Source organism: Pseudoduganella danionis (assembly GCF_009720775.1).
In the GTDB taxonomy this organism is placed as follows: domain Bacteria; phylum Pseudomonadota; class Gammaproteobacteria; order Burkholderiales; family Burkholderiaceae_D; genus Rugamonas; species Rugamonas danionis.
The window spans coordinates 850,940-872,355 of the sequence record NZ_WNKW01000001.1 but is presented as its reverse complement, the minus strand read 5'-3'; the positions used below and the strand labels follow the sequence as shown (position 1 = coordinate 872,355).

The 21,416-nt window shown below is 60.2% G+C and carries 21 protein-coding genes; 6 read left to right on the top strand and 15 right to left on the bottom strand.

Going from position 1 to position 21,416, the window contains the following annotated elements; translation table 11 throughout:
- The gene (flgB, locus tag GM655_RS03725) at window positions 1-426 is read right to left on the bottom strand and encodes a flagellar basal body rod protein FlgB (protein WP_155433253.1); all 426 of its coding nucleotides are present in this window, start codon (window positions 424-426) and stop codon (window positions 1-3) included.
- 209 nt (window positions 427-635) lie between these two features.
- On the opposite strand from flgB, the gene flgA reads away from it, so the two are divergent.
- From flgA to GM655_RS03710, 3 genes are all read left to right on the top strand, one after another.
- Complete coding sequence (gene flgA / locus GM655_RS03720) at window positions 636-1,352, top strand: flagellar basal body P-ring formation chaperone FlgA (RefSeq protein ID WP_155433252.1); 717 nt, start codon at window positions 636-638, stop codon at window positions 1,350-1,352.
- Window positions 1,353-1,487: 135 nt separating this feature from the next.
- Window positions 1,488-1,802, top strand: a complete 315-nt coding sequence (gene flgM / locus GM655_RS03715; protein WP_161033954.1) for a flagellar biosynthesis anti-sigma factor FlgM — start codon at window positions 1,488-1,490, stop codon at window positions 1,800-1,802.
- Between the two features lie 7 nt (window positions 1,803-1,809).
- Window positions 1,810-2,286 carry a flagella synthesis protein FlgN gene (locus tag GM655_RS03710; protein WP_155433251.1) on the top strand — a complete coding sequence of 159 codons (477 nt, stop codon included), beginning with the start codon at window positions 1,810-1,812 and terminating at the stop codon, window positions 2,284-2,286.
- Window positions 2,287-2,411: 125 nt separating this feature from the next.
- Here the strand turns inward: GM655_RS03710 and motD are convergent, their stop codons facing one another.
- The 10 genes from motD to GM655_RS03660 all read right to left on the bottom strand — a co-directional run bounded on the left by motD (window position 2,412) and on the right by GM655_RS03660 (window position 12,742).
- A complete protein-coding gene (motD, locus tag GM655_RS03705) occupies window positions 2,412-3,185 on the bottom strand; it encodes a flagellar motor protein MotD (RefSeq protein ID WP_155433250.1) in 774 nt (257 codons plus the stop codon).
- 1 nt (window position 3,186) lies between these two features.
- A complete protein-coding gene (locus GM655_RS03700) occupies window positions 3,187-3,933 on the bottom strand; it encodes a flagellar motor protein (protein ID WP_155433249.1) in 747 nt (248 codons plus the stop codon).
- A complete protein-coding gene (locus tag GM655_RS03695) occupies window positions 3,915-4,646 on the bottom strand; it encodes an RNA polymerase sigma factor FliA (RefSeq protein WP_155433248.1) in 732 nt (243 codons plus the stop codon). Before GM655_RS03695 ends, GM655_RS03700 begins: the two co-directional genes overlap by 19 nt.
- Window positions 4,647-4,710: 64 nt before the next feature.
- Window positions 4,711-5,508: a MinD/ParA family ATP-binding protein gene (locus GM655_RS03690; protein ID WP_155433247.1), complete on the bottom strand. Its 798-nt coding sequence runs from the start codon at window positions 5,506-5,508 to the stop codon at window positions 4,711-4,713.
- Window positions 5,501-6,880, bottom strand: coding sequence for a flagellar biosynthesis GTPase FlhF (gene flhF / locus GM655_RS03685; RefSeq protein WP_155433246.1), 1,380 nt, complete (start codon window positions 6,878-6,880; stop codon window positions 5,501-5,503). Before flhF ends, GM655_RS03690 begins: the two co-directional genes overlap by 8 nt.
- Window positions 6,881-7,029: 149 nt before the next feature.
- Window positions 7,030-7,554 carry a hypothetical protein gene (locus GM655_RS03680; RefSeq protein WP_155433245.1) on the bottom strand — a complete coding sequence of 175 codons (525 nt, stop codon included), beginning with the start codon at window positions 7,552-7,554 and terminating at the stop codon, window positions 7,030-7,032.
- A gap of 43 nt (window positions 7,555-7,597) precedes the next feature.
- Window positions 7,598-9,721: a flagellar biosynthesis protein FlhA gene (flhA, locus tag GM655_RS03675; RefSeq protein ID WP_155433244.1), complete on the bottom strand. Its 2,124-nt coding sequence runs from the start codon at window positions 9,719-9,721 to the stop codon at window positions 7,598-7,600.
- The gene (gene flhB / locus GM655_RS03670; RefSeq protein WP_155433243.1) at window positions 9,718-10,899 is read right to left on the bottom strand and encodes a flagellar biosynthesis protein FlhB; all 1,182 of its coding nucleotides are present in this window, start codon (window positions 10,897-10,899) and stop codon (window positions 9,718-9,720) included. The genes flhA and flhB overlap by 4 nt, the downstream gene beginning before the upstream one ends.
- A gap of 140 nt (window positions 10,900-11,039) precedes the next feature.
- Window positions 11,040-12,026, bottom strand: a complete 987-nt coding sequence (locus GM655_RS03665; protein WP_155433242.1) for a fumarylacetoacetate hydrolase family protein — start codon at window positions 12,024-12,026, stop codon at window positions 11,040-11,042.
- Window positions 12,023-12,742, bottom strand: coding sequence for a pseudouridine synthase (locus GM655_RS03660; RefSeq protein WP_155433241.1), 720 nt, complete (start codon window positions 12,740-12,742; stop codon window positions 12,023-12,025). Before GM655_RS03660 ends, GM655_RS03665 begins: the two co-directional genes overlap by 4 nt.
- 178 nt (window positions 12,743-12,920) lie before the next feature.
- Between GM655_RS03660 and GM655_RS03655 the strand changes: the two genes are divergently transcribed.
- Entirely contained in the window at window positions 12,921-13,175 is a 255-nt protein-coding gene (locus GM655_RS03655; protein ID WP_155433240.1) for a hypothetical protein, read from the top strand.
- A gap of 179 nt (window positions 13,176-13,354) precedes the next feature.
- Here GM655_RS03655 and GM655_RS03650 read toward each other — a convergent pair whose 3' ends face one another.
- Genes GM655_RS03650 through GM655_RS03635 form a run of 4 tightly spaced genes read right to left on the bottom strand, consistent with a single transcriptional unit; the run spans window position 13,355 to window position 16,481 of the window.
- Complete coding sequence (locus GM655_RS03650) at window positions 13,355-14,386, bottom strand: S49 family peptidase (protein WP_155433239.1); 1,032 nt, start codon at window positions 14,384-14,386, stop codon at window positions 13,355-13,357.
- 20 nt (window positions 14,387-14,406) lie between these two features.
- On the bottom strand, window positions 14,407-14,781 hold the full coding sequence (locus GM655_RS03645; protein ID WP_155433238.1) for a Rieske (2Fe-2S) protein: 375 nt from the start codon (window positions 14,779-14,781) through the stop codon (window positions 14,407-14,409).
- Window positions 14,778-15,437 (bottom strand): HAD-IIIA family hydrolase, encoded by a 660-nt coding sequence (locus tag GM655_RS03640; protein ID WP_155433237.1) that lies wholly within the window; start codon window positions 15,435-15,437, stop codon window positions 14,778-14,780. The genes GM655_RS03645 and GM655_RS03640 overlap by 4 nt, the downstream gene beginning before the upstream one ends.
- 45 nt (window positions 15,438-15,482) lie before the next feature.
- Entirely contained in the window at window positions 15,483-16,481 is a 999-nt protein-coding gene (locus tag GM655_RS03635; RefSeq protein WP_155433236.1) for an RluA family pseudouridine synthase, read from the bottom strand.
- A 693-nt stretch (window positions 16,482-17,174) separates the two neighbouring features.
- On the opposite strand from GM655_RS03635, the gene GM655_RS03630 reads away from it, so the two are divergent.
- Both GM655_RS03630 and moaA read left to right on the top strand, forming a co-directional pair.
- Window positions 17,175-20,174 (top strand): Rne/Rng family ribonuclease, encoded by a 3,000-nt coding sequence (locus GM655_RS03630; protein ID WP_155433235.1) that lies wholly within the window; start codon window positions 17,175-17,177, stop codon window positions 20,172-20,174.
- A 131-nt stretch (window positions 20,175-20,305) separates the two neighbouring features.
- The gene (gene moaA, locus GM655_RS03625; RefSeq protein WP_155433234.1) at window positions 20,306-21,415 is read left to right on the top strand and encodes a GTP 3',8-cyclase MoaA; all 1,110 of its coding nucleotides are present in this window, start codon (window positions 20,306-20,308) and stop codon (window positions 21,413-21,415) included.
- Window position 21,416 lies beyond the last annotated feature (1 nt).

The window sequence follows — 21,416 nt, the reverse complement described above, 5'->3', positions numbered from 1 at the left end:
TTAGTTACCTCCCTGAATCGCGGCCATCATGTGCTTGATCTGCGCATTGATCATGGTGATGCCGGCTTCATAGCGCACCGCGTTATCGGTGAACTGGTTACGCTCCACGTCCATGTCCACCGTGTTGCCGTCCACCGCACCCTGCACCACGCCGCGGTACAACAGCGGCGTACCGTCCGCATTAGTACCGGCTGCTTGCAGGGGGTTAGGGAAATGCTTGGCCGCCGTGGTCTTCAGCGTGGCCGGCACATTGCCGCCGCTCTTGTCCAGGGCCGTTTGCAGCGCGCTGGTGAAATCAATGTCGCGTGCCTTGTAGTTAGGCGTATCACCATTGGCGATGTTCGAGGCCAGCACAGCCTGGCGCTGCGAGCGCAAGCTCAGTGCCGCTTCGTTAAAGCGCAGATAAGCGTCGAGTTTTCCTAACATGACAGCCTCCAACCTCTCCACATGCCTACTGATGAATGTCCAACCACGGACAAGGTGTAATGACAGGATCGATGATACGCATGCGCAGCACCGCACCATCGCCCAATAAACGGGGGCTTTTCCAGCCTATTCATCCATTCAAGTGCGGCGCGGAAGTTTAAGATGGCAGCATCAGTAAGACTCTTTCCGGCTACGGCCGCAAAACCGCCATGAATACTCGTCTCGCCTGCACTGTTAGCGCCGCCCTGCTCTGCCTGAGCGCCACTGCTGTTAATACGGCGTCCGCCCAGAACGCGTCACAACGCCAGGATCCCGCCACACTGCGGCGCACGGTCGAACAGTTTTTGCAAGTGCAGACGGCCGGCCTGCCGGGCCAGGTCACGCTGAGCATAGGCGCGATCGATCCGCGCATGCAGCTAGCGGCCTGCGCTGAACCGCAAGCCTTCTTCATGGCCGGTGCGCGCGCATGGGGCAAGACTACGGTAGGCGTGCGCTGCGTCGCGCCCAGCCCATGGACTATCTATGTACAAGCCACGGTGACCGTGATCGGCGACTATGTGGCCAGTGCCGTGCCGCTGGCCCAGGGCCAGAGCATAGACGACAAGCAGTTGGTCACGCTGAAGGGCGACCTGACCATGCTGCCGGCCGGCATCGCCACCGAAGCGGCACAAGTGATTGGTCGAAGTGCCAATATTTCTTTGCCTGCCGGTACGCCGCTGCGGCTCGATACGCTGCGCAGCAAGCCAGTCGTGCAATCGGGCCAGCTAGTGCGTGTGATCACCAGCGGCAATGGTTTCAGTGTGTCCTCCGAAGGCCGGGCCATGAGCACGGCCGGCGATGGACAGGTAGTGCAAGTGCGTACCGCCGGCGGCCAGCAGATCAGCGGCATCGCCAAAGCGGGCGGCATGGTAGAGGTAGCTTTCTAGCGCCAGCGTGCGCAGGAACAGGCGCAACGACGGAAGATCTGAAGTTTATGCGAGGCAACGCTAAAGTTTCTTAAGACGGTGCCGATAGATACTCAGATCCCGGAGTTTCGTACTCCTACCAGAGAAGGAAATGCTGTGAAAATTAACGATACATTGAAGAGCACCACTGGTTTGCCGTCGGCGACTCCGGCCTCGACCTCGACTGCGCGCGGCGCAGAAAAGGCCGCAGCTCCGGCCACGCCAGCGACGTCAGACAATGTGCGCCTGTCGCCGCAAGGGCAGGCATTGGCGGCCAGTTCGACCGGCAGCAGCAGCGCAGTGTTCGACACGAAGAAAGTCGAACGCATCAAGCTCGCAATTGCTGACGGCCAGTTCCAGGTCAATTCCGAAAAAGTAGCAGATGGCTTACTCGACACCGTCAAGGATCTGCTGCACTCACGTAAACGATAGGTCCATCATGGCAACCGCTACCCCGCTGAACAGCCTGCGCGAAGAACAACAGATCATGTCCACGCTGGTGGATGTACTCAAGCAGGAACAGCAATTACTGGTAGCGGCGGAGATGGAAGGCATGCCGGCCATCACCACCAAGAAGAACACGCTGGTCACGCAGATGACCATGCTATCCGCCCAGCGCCACCGGGCTCTGGGCCGGGCCGGTTATGCGGCCGAAGAAGTCGGCATGGATGGCTGGATCGCCGCCAGCGGCACCGACGCCCACGAAGCCACCACCCTGTGGCAAGCCCTGTTACAGCATACGCGCGAAGCCAAAGAGCTGAACCGCATCAACGGCATGCTGATCAACAAGCAGATGAACAATACCCAGGCTGCGCTGCAAGCCTTGCGCCCCGCCCACGCGGCACCAAATAATTTCTACGGCCCCGGCGGCATGTCCACCACGCTGCCGCGCAGCCGCGGTTTCCTGGCCGGCTAAGCGGCTAAGCGCCTTCCGATTCGGCCGCCCTCCCCTGGCGGCAGCATGTGAGGCCCACGAAAAAAAATGGCGACAGCGCATCTCTGCGCTGTCGCCATTGCTGTTTTTGCGGCTTACTTTATAACTTACTGATTCGGCAGGCCGGTCGGAATTTCCGTGATGGTTTCCGGTATGCCGGACAGGATGGTCACGGCCACGCGGCGGTTGCGCGCGCGCCCGATAGGATCATCATTGGAAGCCACCGGCACGTTCGAACTATAGCCTACCGCCGTCAAACGTTCCGCCCCCACACCGGCATCGACAAACAGCCGCACCACGCTGCTCGCACGTACGGCCGATAGTTCCCAGTTAGATGGGAATAGCGCATTGCGGATAGGCTGGTTATCGGTATGCCCTTCCACCTGCACATTGTGGCTATCGTTACGCAGCAGCGACGCAACGGCACGTAGCGCTTCGGTGGATTCCGTGGTCAGGCGCGCATCACCGGGATCAAACAGTACCGAGGCATTGATTTCCACACTCACGCCACGGCTGTTCTGCGTCACCCTGACCTTGCCTTCCTTAACCAGCGGCGCCAGCGTGGACAGCAGATCCTGCGCCAGCTTGGTCATGTGTTCTTTTTCCTTGCGCACCGCATCAGCGCGACGCTTGATGGCCACATTCGGCAACGGCAGGCTAGGCACTTCCGTATTGATCAACTGGGCCGAGCCGGCACCGCCGAACGCATCGCCGAGCGCATCGGAGAACACGCGGTACTTGCCGATATTGACCGAAGAGATCGCATACATCACCACGAAGAACGCAAACAGCAGCGTAATGAAGTCGGCATACGAAATCAGCCAGCGCTCGTGGTTTTCCGGTTCGTCATCGAACTTCCTGCGGGCGCGCCGGTATTGCATGCTAGCGCCCCTGCATCAGCGTGGCCACGCGTTCGTCGATCACGCGGGTATGGTCGCCGGTGGCGATATCGTAGAACACGGCCGCTGCAATCTCCTGCTGGAACACGGCTTGCGTGACCACGGCCTTGAGTTTGTTGGCAATCGGGTAGAACAGCAAGTTGGCCAGTCCCACGCCGTACACGGTGGAGACGAAGGCCACGGCGATACCGGCACCCAGCTTGTTCGGATCAGTGAGGTTTTCCATCACGTGGATCAGGCCCAGCACGGCGCCCAGAATGCCGATGGTAGGCGAATAGCCGGCCGCCGATTCCCAGATGCGCACGGCCAGCCGCTCTTCCGTTTCATACACGGTGATTTCGGCATCGAGGATCTGGCGCAGCTTGTCGGGATTGATGCCGTCGACGATCAGGCGCAAACCCTTGGTAATGAACGGGTCTTTCGAGGACAGCATGTAACGCTCGAGCGACAGCAAGCCATCGCGCCGTGCCGACAAGCTCCAGGCATTGATCTCGCGCGCCAGTGCCAGCCGGGTGTCCGGCGGCGGCGCAAACACCAGCTTGAGCATGCGCAGGCCGCGCTTGAAGCTGGCAAACCGGCTTTGCAGCAGCACGGCACCGACCGTGCCCACCACCACGATGGCGAAAGCCGCCGGCTGGAACAGCGACGACAGCTTGCCGCCTTCCAGCGACTGGCCGATGATGATGCCGGCCAGCGCCAGCAGCACCCCGGCTACGCTGGCCCAGTCCATGACCGCTCCCGCAGCGAAGCACGCAGACGTGCCACTGCTTGCGTATGCAATTGCGATACGCGTGATTCCGACACGCCCATCACGGCGCCGATTTCTTTCAAGTTGAGCTCCTCTTCATAGTACAGCCCCATCAGAATCTTTTCGCGCGGCGGCAAGGCATCGATGGCGTCGATCACGGCTTGACGGAAATCGCCGTCCAGCAGCGCGCGCAGCGGATCGCTCTCTTCATCCGAGCAATAACGGTCGAGGAAGCTATCGTTGCCATCGTCGTCGTGGAAATCTTCGTAGTAGACCAGCTGGTGGCCGCCGCCATCGGACAGCATTTCCTGATAGTCGGCCAGCGACAGCTTGAGCATTTTCGCCACTTCCGATTCGGTCGGCGGGTGGCCCAGACGCTGCTGCAGCGTGCTCATGGCCGCTTCGATCTTGCGCATGTTCTGGCGCATCGAACGGGGCAGCCAGTCGCTATTGCGCAGCTCGTCCAGCATGGCGCCGCGGATGCGCAGCACGGCATAGGTTTCGAACTGGGCACCATGGCTATCTTCGTACCGGCTGATGGCGTCCAGCAGACCGATCATACCGGCCTGCACCAGATCGTCGACTTCGACGCTGGGGGGCAGTTTCGCCTTCATGTGATGGGCCAAGCGCTTTACCAACGGCATATGCTCCGTCAGTAAAGAATTCTTGTCCGCTTTCCCTTTAACCGTGTACATAAACTATTTTTATCGTCATTGAGTACGTGTCTGCAAGCGCACTAGTTCACTCGTCGTGCCGGACCTAGCGCCAGGCCGGGCTTGCCGCCATGGCAAACCGTCCGGCCAGTTGGCGGAACGCCACGGAAGCACCGGCCAGCGGAAACGCATCGACCACGGCACGCCCCAAGCGTGCTGCGCGTTGCAGGTATTCATCCGCCGGGACCGAGCCCATGGAGATCAGGTTGACTGCCAGATAACGGCTGGCAGCCTGTGCCATGTTATCGTATACCACCTTTGCTTCCGCTTCGGAAGCCCCGGTGACCAGAATTCCGAACGGACGGCGCCCCAGTTCCTGATTCAGACGCTTGATCATACTGTATGCGGCCGTGATCGAGGCAGCACTTTTTCCCACTTGCACCACAATTTCCGAGCTATCCATGACAGGCAGCGGGAAACCGTGGGCATCGAATTCGCCATCGACGATCACGATGCCCGTCTGTTTCACCAGTACGTCGAAGGCTTTGGCCAGACGGCGCGTCTCATCGGGGCCGCTGCGCGGCTGGCCGCGCGTCATCGAGGCGACCGCAAAACCCTGCGGTACCTGATGGATAACCTGATCGAGCGCACATTCCTGCCGTGCCACATTGAGCAGGCTGGCGCCACTATCGACACCCAGACGGCTGGCCACGCCATGAGCACTGGCGCAAGCATCCATCAGCAGCACATCGTTGCCGGCACGGGCCAGCGAGGCACCCAGATTGACCAGCATGGCGGCTTTGTCGTCGGCCGCTTGCGCGGACAGGAAGGTGACGATGCGGGGCTTGGGCCCCGCCAGCATGCGGCGCAGGCCTTCGGCCTGATCGAAATCGAAATTAGCCAAGGTGCACCTCGCGCAGTGCGGAATCGCTGGTGCCGGCGCCCATTACCAGAGGCAGCTCGGCATCGAGGAACTGGCTGGCGGCCGCATCGCGCTTGAGTTTGAAAGCACGGTCGATCAGATAAGCCGGATCAGCCAGATGCAGGTCTTCCGGCACGCGCTGGCCGTTCGACACATAGAACAGGTTGAGCTTCTGCCGGATCACCACGTCCAGCACATTGCCGATCGCAGCCGCTTCATCCAGCTTGGTCATGATGCAGCCGGCCAGACCGCTGCCCTGATAAGCGCGCACCACTTCGTTCAGGGTTTCCTGGGTAGCCGTGGCGTTCAGGCACAGCAGGCGCTTGACGTTGGCACCCGCGCCTTGCAGCATCGATACCTGTTCCGTCACCATCTGGTCACGCTGGCTCACGCCAACGGTATCGATCAGTACGGTGTGCTTGTTTTTCAGTTCTTTCAGGGCGATGCGCAGGTCGGCTTCGTCTTTGACCGAGTGCACCATCACGCCGAGGATTTTGCCGTAGATGCGCAACTGTTCGTGCGCGCCGATACGGTAGGCATCGGTGGTGATCAGGGCCAGCTTGTCCGGGCCGTGGCGCATCACGCAGCGGGCGGCCAGCTTGGCCGTGCTGGTGGTCTTGCCGACGCCGGTAGGACCGACCAGCGCGAACACACCGCCCTGATCGAGCAGTGCATCTTCATTCGACATTACCGACAGATTGCGGCTCAGCACCGATTTAATCCAGCGCATGCTATCGGCCGCGTCACGGTTGGCTGGCAGTTTTTCTATCAGGTAGCGGGCCAGGCTGGCCGAGAAGCCGGCGGCCAGCATTTCGCGCAGTACGGCAGTTTTCTGCGGTTCGCGCGACTGGGTGGCGCCCCACGAGATTTCTGCCAACTGGGTTTCCATCATGCCGCGCATGGCGCGGATTTCATTCATCATGCCCATCATCTCGGCAGCGGCCGATTCCTTGGCGCTGGCCACAGCGGCAGCCACCATGGCGTTGATCTGGTCTGCACTCATGGCCGCTGCCACAGGGGCGGCGCTGGCGTAGGCTGGTGCAGCAGCAACAGGTGCTGCAGCGCGGCGTGGTGCGGCGGCAGGGGCACGCGGCGCTGGCGCGGCAGCGCGCGGCGCTTCGGCGCGCGCTGCCGGCGCAGCCGTCGGCAGGTCCAGCAGCGGGGGCGGTTCAGCCATAGGCGAATGGGGAGCCGGCATGGCCAGCGAGGCGGCGTCTTCGTTCGCCAGCGCGAGTATCTCGATTTCACCGTCGGCCTGACGGTTGGACAGGATCACGGCATCCGGGCCTAAGGCTTCGCGCACTTTGCGCAGCGCTTCACGGGAGGTCGGGGCGGTAAATTTTTTGACGTTCATGGCCGGCTCTCTGCATTCTGGGGCGAGTGGCGTCTTCTGGATGAGACGACTTTTCCTCGTACAGTGCCATTATTGACGATGCACTCCGGAAACGATCCGATGAACAAGAGGACAATTCGGCCGTATTTCCCCTATGCAGCCCCAGCCGCCTATTCGGCGGTAAAAACCTGCTCCAGCCGCTCTGCATAAACAAAGTTGCGCGCCCAGCGCCGTAACTGGGCAGATTCTGCCGTCGCAACTCGGTTGCGTACAGCCTCAGGCAAAGTACCGAAACGCAACTCCAGTATGTCGAGCAACTGCGCGGCCTGTCCTTGCTGTAAGCCTTGTTGCAAACCTTTTTGCAAACCCTGTTCCAGACCGTAACGCTCGAGAGAAGATAGGTATGCCATGTCGGTACCCTCCCTTATCAGATGTATGCCACGCCGCACCCGGCTTTCCAGGCTGGCTGGCAGCCGCAGCAGCCAGTCTAGGGGGCGATACAGATCGATGATACGCTGCCTATCCCAGTCGCGCCGCAACAGTAGTTTGGTCAGATGCCATTTCGCATGGCGCCGCTGAAACGCATTGCGCCGCGTCCGGCGCGCCTGCAGATGGGCCAGCGTAACCAGCGCAAACGGATTTGGATCGCTGCACAACTGCTCCATGTGCACCTCGAAATCGCGCAGCTTCACCACCGGAAAAGACTGGTGCCATAGCGTGCCAGTCGCACGCTGCGGATTAAGCGGGCTGCTGACCAACCAGCGCGGTCACGCGTATGGTTTTCGATTCCGGCACTTCAGCATGCGACAGCACTTTCAACTGCGGCAGCGAACGGCGCAGGAAGCGCGACAGCAGCGCCCGCAGCGGGCCGGGCACCAGCAGTACCGGTGTCAGACCCAGCGCTTCCTGCTGGGCCGCAGCCTGCTGAGCTTGCTGGGCAATGGTATCGGCCAAGCCCGGTTCGATACCGGCGCCATCCGGGCCACTGGCCGCCAGCGCCTGCATCAGCAAGCGTTCGAGCCGGTTATCCAGCGTCATGACGGACAATTCATTAGCACCCGGGAACAGCTGCTGCACGATGGCACGACCCAATGCTATCCGCACCAGCGCCGTCAAGTCGTTCGGATCCTGGGTATTGCCTGCATGCTCGGCCAGCGTTTCGATAATCGAACGCATATCGCGGATATGTACGCCTTCCACCAGCAGATTCTGCAGCACTTTCTGCAGCGTCGACAGCGACACCGTTTTCGGCACCAGATCTTCCACCAGCTTGGGCGCATCCTTGCCCAGATGGTCAAGCAAAGCCTGCACTTCGGCCCGACCCAGCAGCTCGGAAGCGTGGGTAGTAATCAAATGGTTCAGGTGGGTGGCCACCACGGTGCCTGCATCGACCACCGTATAGCCCATGCTCTGGGCCTGATCGCGCAAGCTGGCATCGATCCACGTGGCGGGCAGGCCGAAGGCCGGATCGCTGGTCGCCATGCCGGGCAAGGTACCGCTGGCCATGCCGGGATTAATCGCCAGGAACTGGCCGTTATAGGCTTCGCCCGTCCCCACTTCCACGCCTTTGAGCGCGATACGGTAGGCCGAAGGTTTGAGTTCCAGATTGTCGCGGATGTGCACGGGCGGCGCGAGGAAGCCCACTTCCTGGGCAAACTTCTTGCGGATGCCCTTGATACGTTTCAGCAGTTCGCCGCCCTGGGTCTTGTCGACCAGCGGAATCAGGCGGTAGCCCACTTCCAGCCCCAGCGTATCGACCGGCATAATATCCTGCCAACTGGCTTCTTCCTGTTCGGGCGCCGTGGCAGGTGCCGCCGCAGCCGCTTCGGCCGCCGCCACCTCTTCCGCCTTGGAGGATTCTTCCTTGCGCGTCAGCAGATAGGCCGAACCACCCAGCACGGCTGCCAGCAGCAGGAATACCAGATTCGGCATGCCCGGAATCAGACCCATGCCGCCGATGATGGCGGCCGTAATATACAGCACCTGCGGTTTGGCAAACAACTGGCCCACCACCTGGGTCCCGATATCCTGTTCGCTGGCCACGCGCGACACCACGATACCGGCTGCCGTCGAAATCACCAGCGAGGGTATCTGTGCCACCAGACCGTCACCGATGGCCAGCAGCGTGTAGTTCTTGATCGCGTCGGCGAACAGCATATCGTGCTGCAGCAAGCCCACCAGCAGGCCGCCCACCACGTTAATCACCGTCACCAGAATACCGGCCACGGCATCGCCGCGTACATATTTACTGGCACCGTCCATGGCGCCGTAGAATTCCGCTTCCTGCGCCACTTCGCTACGGCGCTTGCGCGCTTCCGCTTCGCCGATCAGGCCGGCATTGAGGTCGGCGTCGATCGCCATCTGCTTACCGGGCATCGCATCCAGTGCGAAACGCGCGCCCACCTCGGCAATACGGCCCGCACCTTTGGTGACCACGGTGAAGTTGATGATGGTCAGAATAATGAACACCACGATACCGACCGTATAGTTACCGCCGATCAGGAAGTGGCCGAACGCTTCAATCACCTTACCGGCCGCATCGGCACCGGTATGCCCCTGGGTCAGCACCACGCGGGTCGAGGCCACGTTCAGCGACAGGCGCAACATGGTCGACACCAGCAGGATGGTCGGGAAAGCCATGAAATCCAGCGGCTTGACCGTGTACAGACTGGTCAGCAGCACAATCACGGACAGGGCGATATTGAAACTGAACAGCAAATCCAGTATGAAGGCCGGCAGAGGCAGCACCATCATGCCCAGCATCATGATGATCAGGATAGGCGCGGCCAGACTGCTCTTGTTACGGCTATTGGCCAGGCCTTGCAGCCATGGCGGCAGTTTGATGTTGCTCAGGGCGTTCATACAGGTGCTCCGTTATTCGTATCAGTTTGCTGCTTGAGCGTGCTCACGTGCAGAGGGTCCAGCTCTGGCGGCACCTCGAGTTTCTTCGGTACTTCAGGACGGTTGCCATTGCCTTTGCTGAACAGACGCAATTGGAACACATAGGCCAGCACTTCGGCCACTGCCGCGTACAAGGCTTCCGGAATTTCGTCGCCGATTTCCGTGTGCTTGAACAGCGCACGGGCCAGTGGCGGCGCTTCCAGCATGGTCACTTTGTGTTCGCGCGCGATCTCGCGTATCTTGGCCGCCACTTCGTCCGTGCCCTTGGCCACCACGCGTGGCGCACCGCGCATGCCGTCGTCGTACTTCAGCGCCACCGCATAGTGGGTCGGGTTGGTGACCACCACATCGGCGGTCGGCACATCGGCCATCATGCGGCGTTTGGCCATCTCGCGCTGCAGCTGGCGAATCTTGGCCTTGATCTGGGGATTGCCGTCGGACTCCTTGGATTCCTGGATCAGCTCCTGACGGGTCATCTTCAGCTTGTTTGCGTAATGCCACATCTGGTAAGGACCATCGATGGCGGCGATAAAGCCCAACGCACCGACGATGAACAAAAAGCTGCTGGCCAGCATATGCAACAGATGGGCAGTACCCAGCTTGAGCGGCTCCACGGCCAGCCCGATCACGGCATCTTTCTGCTTCATCACCACCAGCCAGGCCACCAGCCCGACTACCAGCGCCTTGGCCACGGCCTTGAACAGTTCCACCAGCGCATTGGTGGAAAACATATTGCCGATACCGTTGATGGGATTGAGTTTGCCGAAATTCGGCATGACGGCCTTGCCCGAGAACAGCCAGCCACCGACCAGCAGCGGCGACACCAGCGCCACGATCATCACGGCAACGCCCAGCGGCAGACAGGCCAGCAGCACGCGCACCAGATCAACCAGGATGCGGTTGATCAGCACATCGGCATCGAATACTTGCTCCGGCGTCAGGGCCAGCCCCGACACCAGTGCCGAACTGAGCTGACGGATCAGCCCTTCACCCGTCATCCACAGACCGGCACCGGCTGCCATCAGCACGGTAAACGTCGCTACTTCCCGGCTTCGGGGAACGTCGCCTTCCTCACGCGCCTGCTCGAGGCGCTTCTGTGACGCGGGTTCGGTCTTTTCGGCGTCGCTATCTTCTGCCATGGTGCCTGCCTGCTGCGGGGTTAAGTGGAACGCGGATCTATCTCGATCGTGCCATTATCCCGCTCGCGCGCGCTGGCCCATCAGCCGAATACGGCAGTTTTTTCCGCCTTACTCGGTGTTTCCCATTGGAAATTTGATTTTCAAACGCCTGCCTGGGTGACTTTCTGGTCTATGGCGCCGAAGATGGATTTGCCATCGCTATCCAACATTTCGATACGGATAGTGTCGCCAAACGCCATGAACGACGTGCTAGCGACGCCATCAGCGATCATCTCCACGCAACGCTGCTCGGCGATGCAGGAATAGCCGCGCTTGCCACTGGTGTTGGACACCGTGCCGGAACCGATGATGGAACCAGCGCGCACATTGCGCGATTTGGCCAGATGGGCGATCAGTTGCGGGAAATTGAACACCATATCGACCCCGGCCTGCGGCTTGCCGACCAGTTTGCCGTTCCAGGTGGAAAGCAAGGGTAAATGGACTTTGCCACCCTTCCATGCATCGCCCAGCTCGTCCGGCGTCACTGCCACGGGCGAGAAACTCGTCGCCGGCTTGGACTGGACGAAACCGAAGCCCTTGGCCAGCTCTTCCGGAATCAGATTGCGCAGCGAAACGTCGTTGACCAGCATCAGCAAGCGGATACGCTGGTGGGCCTGATCAGGCGTCGCGCCCATGGGCACATCGTCCGTGATCACGGCCACTTCGGCTTCGAAATCGATGCCCCACTCTTCATGCAAGAGCGCGATGTCGTCGCAAGGTCCGATGAAATCATCGCTGCCGCCCTGATACATGAGCGGGTCTTCCCAGAATGAAGCAGGCAGTTCCGCCCCGCGCGCCTTGCGCACCAGTTCTACATGGTGCACATAGGCCGAACCATCGGCCCACTGGAACGCCCGTGGCAACGGCGCCATGCAGCGCTCCGGCTCGAAGGCAAACGTACGGCGGCCGCGGCCCTGATTCAGCTCCTGATAGATCGCATCGAGCTGAGGGGCAATAAAGCTCCAGTCGTCGAGCGCCCGTTGCAGCGTGCGCGCTACGCCATCGGCCAGCTGGGCCGTCTTCAGGTCGCGCGACACCACCATCAACTGGCCGTCACGCGTGCCGTCGTTCAGAGTGGCCAGTTTCATGCGCTAGGGACCAGCAGCGCCAGTTGCTCCGGCGTCAGATAGCACCACTCGCCCTCTTCCAGCTCCAGCGCATCCAGCGTCAGTCCTCCGATAGCCGAGCGGTGCAGCGCACTGCAATGGTTGCCGGCTGCGGCCAGCATGCGTTTGACCTGATGGTATTTACCCTGTTCCAGCACGATTTCGAGCTGGTGCTCGCCGCGCTGCACGCAATGCTGGGCCGCCAGTGGCGCCGGTTCGTCATGCAATTGCACGCCGGATTTCAGCTGCTCTATCAATTCCGGCGTTACCGGCTCTGCTGTCGTGGCTTGATAAATTTTCGGAACATGGCGCTTCGGCGACGATTGTGCATGGATAAATGGACCATCGTCCGACATCAAGAGCATACCCGTAGTGTCGTGATCGAGCCGGCCGACCGGCTGCAGCTCGCGCCAACTGAACTGTTCGGGCAGCAGCGTCAGCACGCCGGGATGGTGGCTGGGTTTGCGCGAACATTCGAAATTGGCGGGTTTATACAGCGCAATATACAGATGTTCGCGGTACACCCATTCTTCCTCGAAGATGGTGAGAACCAGTCCTTCCGTCTCGATGGTTTCTTTGTAATTGTCGTGGACCACGCCGGCGATACTGACTTCGCCATCGTCGATCAGCGAACGGCAGTATTTACGGGTGCCAAAGCCCTGCGATTGCAGGATGCGGTCTAGGGATAGTTTGCTCATAGACCGATTTTACAGGATGGCGCAGGACGGGGGAAAGCCGACGATACATGCTTGGCAATAGTGTCCTAGACAAAGCAGCTCATTGACACACATCAAATCGGACACAGGTTCACTTGCTAAACTGAAACCCGATTAGGAATCCGCCTAATCGACTAGGAATGTGCCAGAGAGAACTGTTATGCCCAAGCTTACTAAACTTCCAGCACTGAGTGCACAGGCGGCAGCCGGCCATCGCGCCGCATTACTAATCGTGGCCTGCCGTTACGCCTTACAAAACGATGGTGTGCCTATCGCCGCAAGCCAGCAATGGCATACGCAGCGGCAAGTCGATTTTCTCGCATGGTTGGATCAGGGTGGTTTTATGCAAACTGCGAGGACAAAAGAAAACAGCGGCATTGCACCGCTGTCTTCAACCCCGGCAGGGGCTGTATGAGGAATCGCAATTCACTCTAGGCTGCATCCACGATGCAGTGTAGTAGTTCCGTCTGTCTGATCAAGATTGTGGTGAAAACAAAATAAACTGTTTATATCGCCCCCCTTGGAAAGAACTACAGCTTCACTATAGCTCATCACATCGGGGATGCAAGCAAGATTTTCACCAATACTCACGTCTCAGCGCAGCGCCGGCTGTACCCGCTCCATACTGGCTTTCATGGCGCCAGCGCCCAGCGCTGCGCCAAATTTTTTCAGCACACGTTCCGGCAAGCCTTCATGCTGGGTGTAATCGATGATGTCTTCCGCCTTGATCACATCGCGTGCCACACTATCGACCGTGCCGAAAGCATCGGCCAGCCCCATATCGATGGATTTCGCACCGGTCCAGAACAGGCCAGAGAACATTTCCGGGCTTTCCTTCAGGCGTTTGCCGCGCCCTTCGCGCACCACCTGGATGAACTGCTGGTGAATTTCATTGAGCATGGACTGGGCATATTGCTTGTGCTTGTCGGAAAGCGGACTAAACGGGTCCATAAAGCCCTTGTTCTCGCCTGCCGTCAGCAGGCGGCGCTCGACGCCCACCTTGTCCATGATGCCGGAGAAGCCGAAGCCATCCATCAGCACGCCGATGGACCCAACGATGCTGGCCTTGTTGACATAGATGCGGTCGGCACCGGCGGCAATGTAGTAGCAGCCCGAGGCACAGATTTCATCCACCACCACGTACAGCGGCTTACCCGGATAGCCTTTGCGCAGACGGTGCATTTCGTCGACGATCATGCCGGCCTGCACGGGGCTGCCGCCCGGGCTATTGATGTGCATCACCACGGCCACCGAACCACTGTCGGAAAAAGCCTTGTTCAGCGCCGGGATGACCACTGCCGCCGAGCCGCTGCCTTCCGATTCGATGGCGCCTTCGATCTCGATCAGCGCCGTATGGCGTCCCAGTGCCTCGCCGTCGGAGCCAGTCCAGCCCAGATCGAGATAGGCACTGAGCGCCACCACCACCAGCACCACTGTGATGGCCTTGAAGAAGATGCCCCAGCGGCGTGCCGCTTTCTGCTCGTTCAAGGCAGCAAACACCAGCTTTTCCAGTACTTCACGCTCCCAGGGCGCAGCCGCTACCGGCGCGCTAACGCCCGGCGAGGCGACGGGCTTTTCGGCGCTGTTGGGCTGGTTTTCGGGATTTTCGCTGGTGTTATCGCTCATATTTATCTTTTTAACCACATTCAGGCACGGGCCGGACGCACATAGTCGTCAGGCTGCCAATACAGTTGCTGATCGCGCTCGACCACCGCGATAGGCCGTAGCCGGCCACCTTTGCAAGGGCCGCCGGCACAATGGCCGCTTTCCGGCACATATACGGCGCCGTGGGTGGAACACATCAGGTACAAGCCACTGGATTCGAAGAACTCGCCTTCGGCCCAGTCCAGTTCTATCGGCACATGGGCGCAGCGATTCAAATAAGCATACGCCTGTCCGCCATAGCGCACGACAAAGCCGGTGGCATCATCGCCGCCAGCCGTCACGGGGAAACGCACGCCTTTGCCGCCTTCGAGCACGGCCTCGGCCGCACAGATCAGGATTTCTTCATTTGCCATCATGCGTGCTCACTCAGCCATTGATGCAGTTCGGCCACCGTAGCAGCCGAGTACAGCGGATTACAGGCGGCCAACTGATCAACCGGATGGGCGCCATATTGCACGGCAATACCCTGCGCGCCGGCATTGTTCGCCATCAACAGATCATGGGTGGTATCGCCTATCATCACCGTACGGCGCATATCCTGCCCTAACTCCCGCGTTAACTCTTGCAACATAGCAGGATGGGGTTTGGAGAATGTTTCATCAGCGCAACGGGTGGCATCAAACAGGGACAGCACTTTGACATCGTTCATGGCGCGGTTCAGCCCTACCCGGCTCTTGCCCGTGGCCACGGCGAGGAAATAGCCGTTTTGCGACAATTCCGTCAGCATGTCGTGGACGCCGGGGAATAGCGCGAGTTCATGGTCGCGCGACAGGAAATGGTAGCGGTAACGCTCCACCATGCGCGGATAGTAGGCCGGATCCACCTCGGGCAGCACAGCCTGCATGGCTTCATGCAGGCCGAGGCCGATCACGTGGGCCGCCACGTCGTCACGCGGAATCGGCAAGGACAGGTCGCGCGCTGCCGCCTGTATGCATTTCACGATAGTTGAGGTGGAATCCATCAGGGTTCCATCCCAATCGAAGACGATTAAATCAAATTGCTTTCTTGCCATGTAATCCGGCCGTCCCCGTGGGACGACTCCTCAAGATATTTACGATTAGTTAACTGGTTTCCCTAAGCTTAACAAGAATCGCTCACATTCGGGCGCTAAAGGCGCTTTCAGGGTCATGATTTTGCCTGACTCCGGATGAGTGAACGTAATCTGATAGGCGTGCAGGAACATGCGTTTCAGCGCACCACGCTCGTCAGTGGCTTTCTGCAAGGCCTTGTTCAGGGCGAAATCGCCGTATTTATCGTCACCTAATATAGGGAAGCCGGAAGCCGAGGTGTGCACGCGAATCTGGTGGGTACGCCCCGTTTTCAGTTCCGCTTCCAGCAGGGCAAAGTCCTTGAACTTCTTCAGCAGAGTAAATACCGTATGCGAGGGCTGGCCGTCGGCCTGCACGGCCACGCGCCGCTCGCCATCGGCCGTACTATATTTATGCAGCGCCAATTTGACGTGCTGGCGCGCGTTCTTCCAGTCGCCGGCCACCATGGTCAGATAGCGCTTGTCCGTATGGCCGTCGCGCATCTGTTCGTGCAGACTGGTCAGCGCCGAACGTTTCTTTGCCAACAACAATAAGCCGGAAGTATCGCGGTCCAGCCGGTGCACGAGCTCCAGAAACTTGGCTTCCGGACGGGCTGCGCGCAGTTGCTCAATCACGCCGAACGATACGCCGGAGCCGCCATGCACGGCCACGCCAGCCGGTTTATCGATCACAAGCAGATGGGCATCTTCGAAAATCACACTAAATTCGGCTGCCGGCACATGGCTGTTTTCAGCCTTTTCGGCGATGCGAATCGGCGGTATACGCACCATATCCCCGGCCACCAGCCGGTAAAGCTGGTCTATCCGACCCTTGTTGACCCGTACTTCGCCCGAACGCAGGATGCGATAGACGTGGCTTTTCGGCACGCCTTTACAGACGCGCAATAAATAATTGTCAATACGCTGGCCCGCTTCCTCTTCCGTGATGGTCACAAACTGTGCTTGCAGCGAATTTTGCGGGCGCTCTTGTGGTGTTGAAGGCGGGGAAACATCTTTTTGTTGCCTCATTTGCTCTGTCTTCCCAGAAATCTCTCTAAGTCCTTCATTTTGAATATATAATCGTTTCGCTGCAGTTCACACTGCGGAAAGTGTAAGAATAAAAGCACATTTTACACAGGGGCGTCTCCACTGGCCTCGCCTAATTGCAAATTCAGAGGAAAAAAATGTATACGCACCGCCCTTGCCGGGCTCAGGGTTGCACCGCAGTTGTAATCGGAGACAGGCAGGGACGTAGAATTAAAGTGATAGCTTTGTAAGGATAAAGTCCGGGCAGATGGATCAAGGGTCCAGCTGTCCGGTTGATGAAGTAGATAACGCTTGCCGTCTTTGCCAGACCCCGGGCTTTGCTGCACGTACGACGCAGGGTTGCCATCAGCGACCTTGGCAGTCTGTGGCGTGCAGTATGCGAGCCCGGCCAGGATCTGGCCCAACCGAGGCTGTTCACCGCCTGCGATTCTCTGCCGTCCGTCGGGGCCGCATGGATGAGTTGCTGGTGATGCGAACACAGCGGCATGACGATCGGCTTCATGCGCCCAGTTGCGGCCGCGTAGTGCTCCCCGAGGGGTGCGCTGCGACTACGCACAGGATGGGCATACCCACCGCCATCACTCCCGTTCTCGCGTATATCCCTGTACCACGTCATCTGGCCGCCCTGCGGCTAGCTGGCACAGAGATGACCTTAGGGTCGCGGAGTTTATAAAAATGAAACGCATGTTGTTTAATGCTACGCAGCAAGAAGAGCTGCGCGTAGCCATCGTCGACGGTCAGAAACTGATCGATATCGACATCGAAACGGCGGGCCGCGAACAGCGCAAGTCGAATATCTACAAAGGCGTGATCACCCGCATCGAACCGTCGCTCGAAGCTTGCTTCGTCAGCTACGGTGAAGATCGCCACGGTTTCCTGCCATTCAAAGAAGTTGCACGCACTTATTTCCGTGAAGGCATAGACGTACGCAACGCGACCATCAAGGAAGCGCTGCGCGAAGGCCAGGAAATCATGGTGCAGGTGGAGAAGGAAGAGCGCGGCAACAAAGGCGCTGCGCTGACCTCCTTCGTCTCGCTGGCAGGCCGCTATCTGGTGCTGATGCCGAACAACCCGCGCGGTGGTGGTGTTTCGCGCCGTGTCGAAGGTGAAGAGCGTCAGGAACTGCGCGAAACCATGGACAAGCTGGACCTGCCACCTGGCATGTCCGTGATCGCCCGCACCGCCGGCATCGGCCGCAATGTCGATGAACTGCAGTGGGACTTGAACTACCTGATGCAACTGTGGCGCGCGATTGAAGGCGCTGGCAAGTCGGCCCCGGGCGCATTCCTGATCTATCAGGAATCGTCGTTGGTGATCCGCGCGATTCGCGATTACTTCCAGCCTGATATCGGCGAGATCCTGATCGATACCGACGAGATCTACGAGCAGGCACACCAGTTCATGAGCCACGTGATGCCCGACATGGTGCACCGTGTAAAACGCTACAGCGACGACGTACCGCTGTTCTCGCGCTTCCAGATCGAACACCAGATCGAAACGGCCTACTCGCGTACCGTACCGCTGCCATCGGGCGGCGCTATCGTGATCGACCACACCGAAGCGCTGGTATCCGTCGACGTTAACTCGGCCCGCGCCACCCGCGGTTCGGACATCGAAACCACGGCCTTCAACACCAACTGCGAAGCAGCCGAAGAGGTTGCCCGTCAGCTGCGTCTGCGTGACCTGGGCGGCCTGATCGTGATCGACTTCATCGACATGGAAGTGGCCAAGAACCAGCGCGAAGTGGAACAGCGCCTGAAAGATGCGCTGCACCATGACCGTGCCCGCGTCCAGATGGGCAAGATTTCCCGCTTCGGCCTGATGGAACTGTCGCGCCAGCGTCTGCGTCCTTCCCTGTCGGAAGGTTCGCACGTGACCTGCCCGCGCTGCTCCGGCACCGGCCACATCCGCGATACCGAATCGTCCGCGCTGCAAGTGCTGCGGATTATTCAGGAAGAGGCGATGAAGGAAAACTCGGCCACTATCCACGTGCAAGTACCGGTGGACGTTGCTGCCTTCCTGCTCAACGAAAAACGCGGCGAAGTGCTGAAGATCGAAACGCGTCATCGCATCACCATCATTCTGGTGCCGAACAAGCATCTGGAAACCCCGCACTACAAGCTGGAACGCATCAAGCACGACGATCCGCGTCTGGAAGACCATCAGGCCAGCTACAACCTGGCCGAGCAGGCAGAAACCGACATGGCCTACAGCAAGCGCCAAAAGGAAGAAGCCAAGCCACGTCAGGAAGCTGTCGTCAAAACCATTACGCCGGATCAGCCTGCGCCTATGGTGGAACGCAATAAAGCCAGCGAAACCGTCATCAAGCCTGTGCCAGCACCGGCCCCGACCGCACCGAAGAAAGGTTTCTTCGCCCGTCTGTTCAGCTTCCTGAGCCCAGAGCCGGCACCAGCCGCTCTGCCACAGCAGCCAACCATCGTGGTGAAAACCCCTGCCGGTGAGCGTGGCGAGCGCAATGGCCGTGGCCCGCGCGGCCGTAACCGCAGCGGCAAAGGTGGCCGTGGCGAGCGTGAAGAACGCGAAGCCGGTGCCGCCCGTCCGGGTAGCGAAGAAGGTAAAGGCGAAAGCAATGGCCGCCCAGCCCGTCCTCCGCGTCCACCGCGTGAACCACGCGAGCCACGCGAAGGCCAGAACGGCGAAGCAGCAGCACCACGCGAGCGCGCACCTCGCCCACCGCGTGAACCACGTGGCGAGAAAGCCAACCAGGAAGCCAAAGCGGAAGAACTGGTACTCAATCCAGCCGCCGCGCTGAACGGTCCGGCCACGGACGCCGCCGCCACCATCCTGAAAGCTGCACCGCAGAATGGTCCGGAAGGTGAAGAAAACGAGGCAGCCGATGGCGAAGAGCCACGCCGCCGCCGCCGTCGTGGTGGTCGTAACCGTAACCGCCGCGAGCGCGATGGCGCCGAAGGTCAGGAAGCCGTTGCTGGCGAACAGGGCGAACAGGGTACGCTGAAGTTCACGGTGGCACCGGCTGATACGGCCGAAGCACCTGTGGCTGCCGTCAGCGAAGCCGCTGCGCCAGCTGTAGTGGAAGCCGCAGTGGAAGCCGTTGCCGCTGAAGTAGTTGCACCAGTTGCTGCTGCCGCCGAAGTGGCTGCCCCGGCACCTGTAGCCGCCGCCGCAGAAGCGCCTGTTGCAGCACCAGCCCCTGCCGCCAGCCCGGTGGTCGAAGCTGCCCCTGTCGCTGAAGTGGCTGCTCCAGCAGTCGAAGCCGCAGCCGCAGTTGAACCGGCACCAGTCGTTGCTGAAGTTGCAGCGGCCCCGGTTGCTACGCCAGTAGTTGAAGTTGCCGCTACCCCAGTGGTGGAAGCTGCTCCAGCGGTAGCCGCTGAAGCGGTGGCTGAAGTTGCACCGGCAGTCGCCAGCCCTGAAGTCGCTGCTGCGCCTGCCGAAGCTATCGTAGTGGCACCGGCACCAGTCGCTGCACCGGCACCTGCACCTGCACCAGCTCCAGCAGCTGCTCCGGCCGCGGATCTGAACGCCCTGCTGAGCTCCGCCGGTCTGACGCTGGCAGCCACCGATCCTGCCAAGCTGCGCGCTGCACAGGCAGCGGCTGCTGCCATCGTGGCACCAGTGCGCAAACCACGCGAGCGCAAACCGCTGCCACCGCAGTCGGATGAGCCGCTGATCCAGGTCGATACCCGCCGCTAATCCGGCCGGCAGTTTCGCCACAAAAGGGAAGCCATGTGCTTCCCTTTTTTTATTCCGCCCCATGGCTAAACACGCTTTTTGCGCCAACGTGCTATCGTAGCGGCTCGCAGTTCTCTAACGTTCTCCTATCCATGGCCGAGAAAATCATCATGCTGGCGCAACAGCGCCACGCCACGCCAGCCATACCCGCGCATGCTGAAAACCCCACCGGTTTGCTGGGCGATCAGCTAGGCCGCCCGCTGCGCGACTTGCGCATCTCGGTCACTGACCGCTGCAATTTCCGTTGTGTGTATTGCATGCCCAAGGCGATTTTCAACAGCGACTACCAGTACCTGCCGCACAAGGCCCTGCTCTCGTTCGAGGAGATCAGCCGGCTGGCCAGAATATTTGTCGCCCACGGCGTCGAAAAAATCCGCCTGACGGGGGGCGAGCCGCTGCTGCGCAAAGATATCGAAAAGCTCATCGCCATGCTGGCCCAGCTCAAGACGGCCAGCGGCCAGCCACTGGACCTGACGCTGACCACCAATGCCTCGCTACTGGCACGCAAGGCACAGGCGCTCAAGGACGCCGGCCTGCAGCGCGTCACCGTCTCGCTCGATGCGCTCGACAACCAGACCTTCCGCCGCATGAATGACGTGGATTTCGACGTGCGCGACGTGCTGCAAGGGCTGGAACAGGCGCACAAGGTAGGACTGGGGCCCATCAAGGTGAATATGGTGGTCAAAGCCGGCATGAACGACCAGGAAATCCTGCCCATGGCGCGCTATTTCCGCCACTCGCCCTTCATCCTGCGCTTTATCGAATACATGGACGTAGGCGCTTCGAACGGCTGGAAGATGGACGAAGTGCTGCCCTCGGCGCAAGTGGTAGAACGCATCCACGCCGAATTCCCGCTGCAGGCGCTGGACGCCAACTACAGCGGCGAAACCGCCACGCGCTGGCGCTACGCCGATGGCGGCGGCGAAGTCGGCATGATATCCAGCGTCACCCAGGCGTTCTGCGGCGACTGCACGCGCGCACGCCTGTCGACCGAAGGCCAGTTATATACCTGCCTGTTTGCCAGCAGCGGGCACGATCTGCGTGCGCTGCTGCGCGGCGGCCAGAGCGACAGCGCCATCAGCGGCGCGCTAGCCCAGCTCTGGCGCGTGCGTGCCGACCGCTATTCGGAACTGCGTACGGCGCAGACGGCGCTGCCGCAGGCCGAACGGCGCAAAGTTGAAATGTCTTACATCGGAGGTTAGT

Coding starts and splice junctions, on each gene's coding strand:
- flgB (WP_155433253.1), bottom strand. CDS start 426: ATGTTAGGAAAACTCGACGCTTATCTGCGCTTTAACGAAGCGGCACTG.
- flgA (WP_155433252.1), top strand. CDS start 636: ATGAATACTCGTCTCGCCTGCACTGTTAGCGCCGCCCTGCTCTGCCTG.
- GM655_RS03710 (WP_155433251.1), top strand. CDS start 1,810: ATGGCAACCGCTACCCCGCTGAACAGCCTGCGCGAAGAACAACAGATC.
- motD (WP_155433250.1), bottom strand. CDS start 3,185: ATGCAATACCGGCGCGCCCGCAGGAAGTTCGATGACGAACCGGAAAAC.
- GM655_RS03700 (WP_155433249.1), bottom strand. CDS start 3,933: ATGGACTGGGCCAGCGTAGCCGGGGTGCTGCTGGCGCTGGCCGGCATC.
- GM655_RS03695 (WP_155433248.1), bottom strand. CDS start 4,646: ATGTACACGGTTAAAGGGAAAGCGGACAAGAATTCTTTACTGACGGAG.
- flhF (WP_155433246.1), bottom strand. CDS start 6,880: ATGAACGTCAAAAAATTTACCGCCCCGACCTCCCGTGAAGCGCTGCGC.
- flhA (WP_155433244.1), bottom strand. CDS start 9,721: ATGAACGCCCTGAGCAACATCAAACTGCCGCCATGGCTGCAAGGCCTG.
- flhB (WP_155433243.1), bottom strand. CDS start 10,899: ATGGCAGAAGATAGCGACGCCGAAAAGACCGAACCCGCGTCACAGAAG.
- GM655_RS03665 (WP_155433242.1), bottom strand. CDS start 12,026: ATGAAACTGGCCACTCTGAACGACGGCACGCGTGACGGCCAGTTGATG.
- GM655_RS03660 (WP_155433241.1), bottom strand. CDS start 12,742: ATGAGCAAACTATCCCTAGACCGCATCCTGCAATCGCAGGGCTTTGGC.
- GM655_RS03655 (WP_155433240.1), top strand. CDS start 12,921: ATGCCCAAGCTTACTAAACTTCCAGCACTGAGTGCACAGGCGGCAGCC.
- GM655_RS03650 (WP_155433239.1), bottom strand. CDS start 14,386: ATGAGCGATAACACCAGCGAAAATCCCGAAAACCAGCCCAACAGCGCC.
- GM655_RS03645 (WP_155433238.1), bottom strand. CDS start 14,781: ATGATGGCAAATGAAGAAATCCTGATCTGTGCGGCCGAGGCCGTGCTC.
- GM655_RS03640 (WP_155433237.1), bottom strand. CDS start 15,437: ATGGCAAGAAAGCAATTTGATTTAATCGTCTTCGATTGGGATGGAACC.
- GM655_RS03635 (WP_155433236.1), bottom strand. CDS start 16,481: ATGAGGCAACAAAAAGATGTTTCCCCGCCTTCAACACCACAAGAGCGC.
- GM655_RS03630 (WP_155433235.1), top strand. CDS start 17,175: ATGAAACGCATGTTGTTTAATGCTACGCAGCAAGAAGAGCTGCGCGTA.
- moaA (WP_155433234.1), top strand. CDS start 20,306: ATGGCCGAGAAAATCATCATGCTGGCGCAACAGCGCCACGCCACGCCA.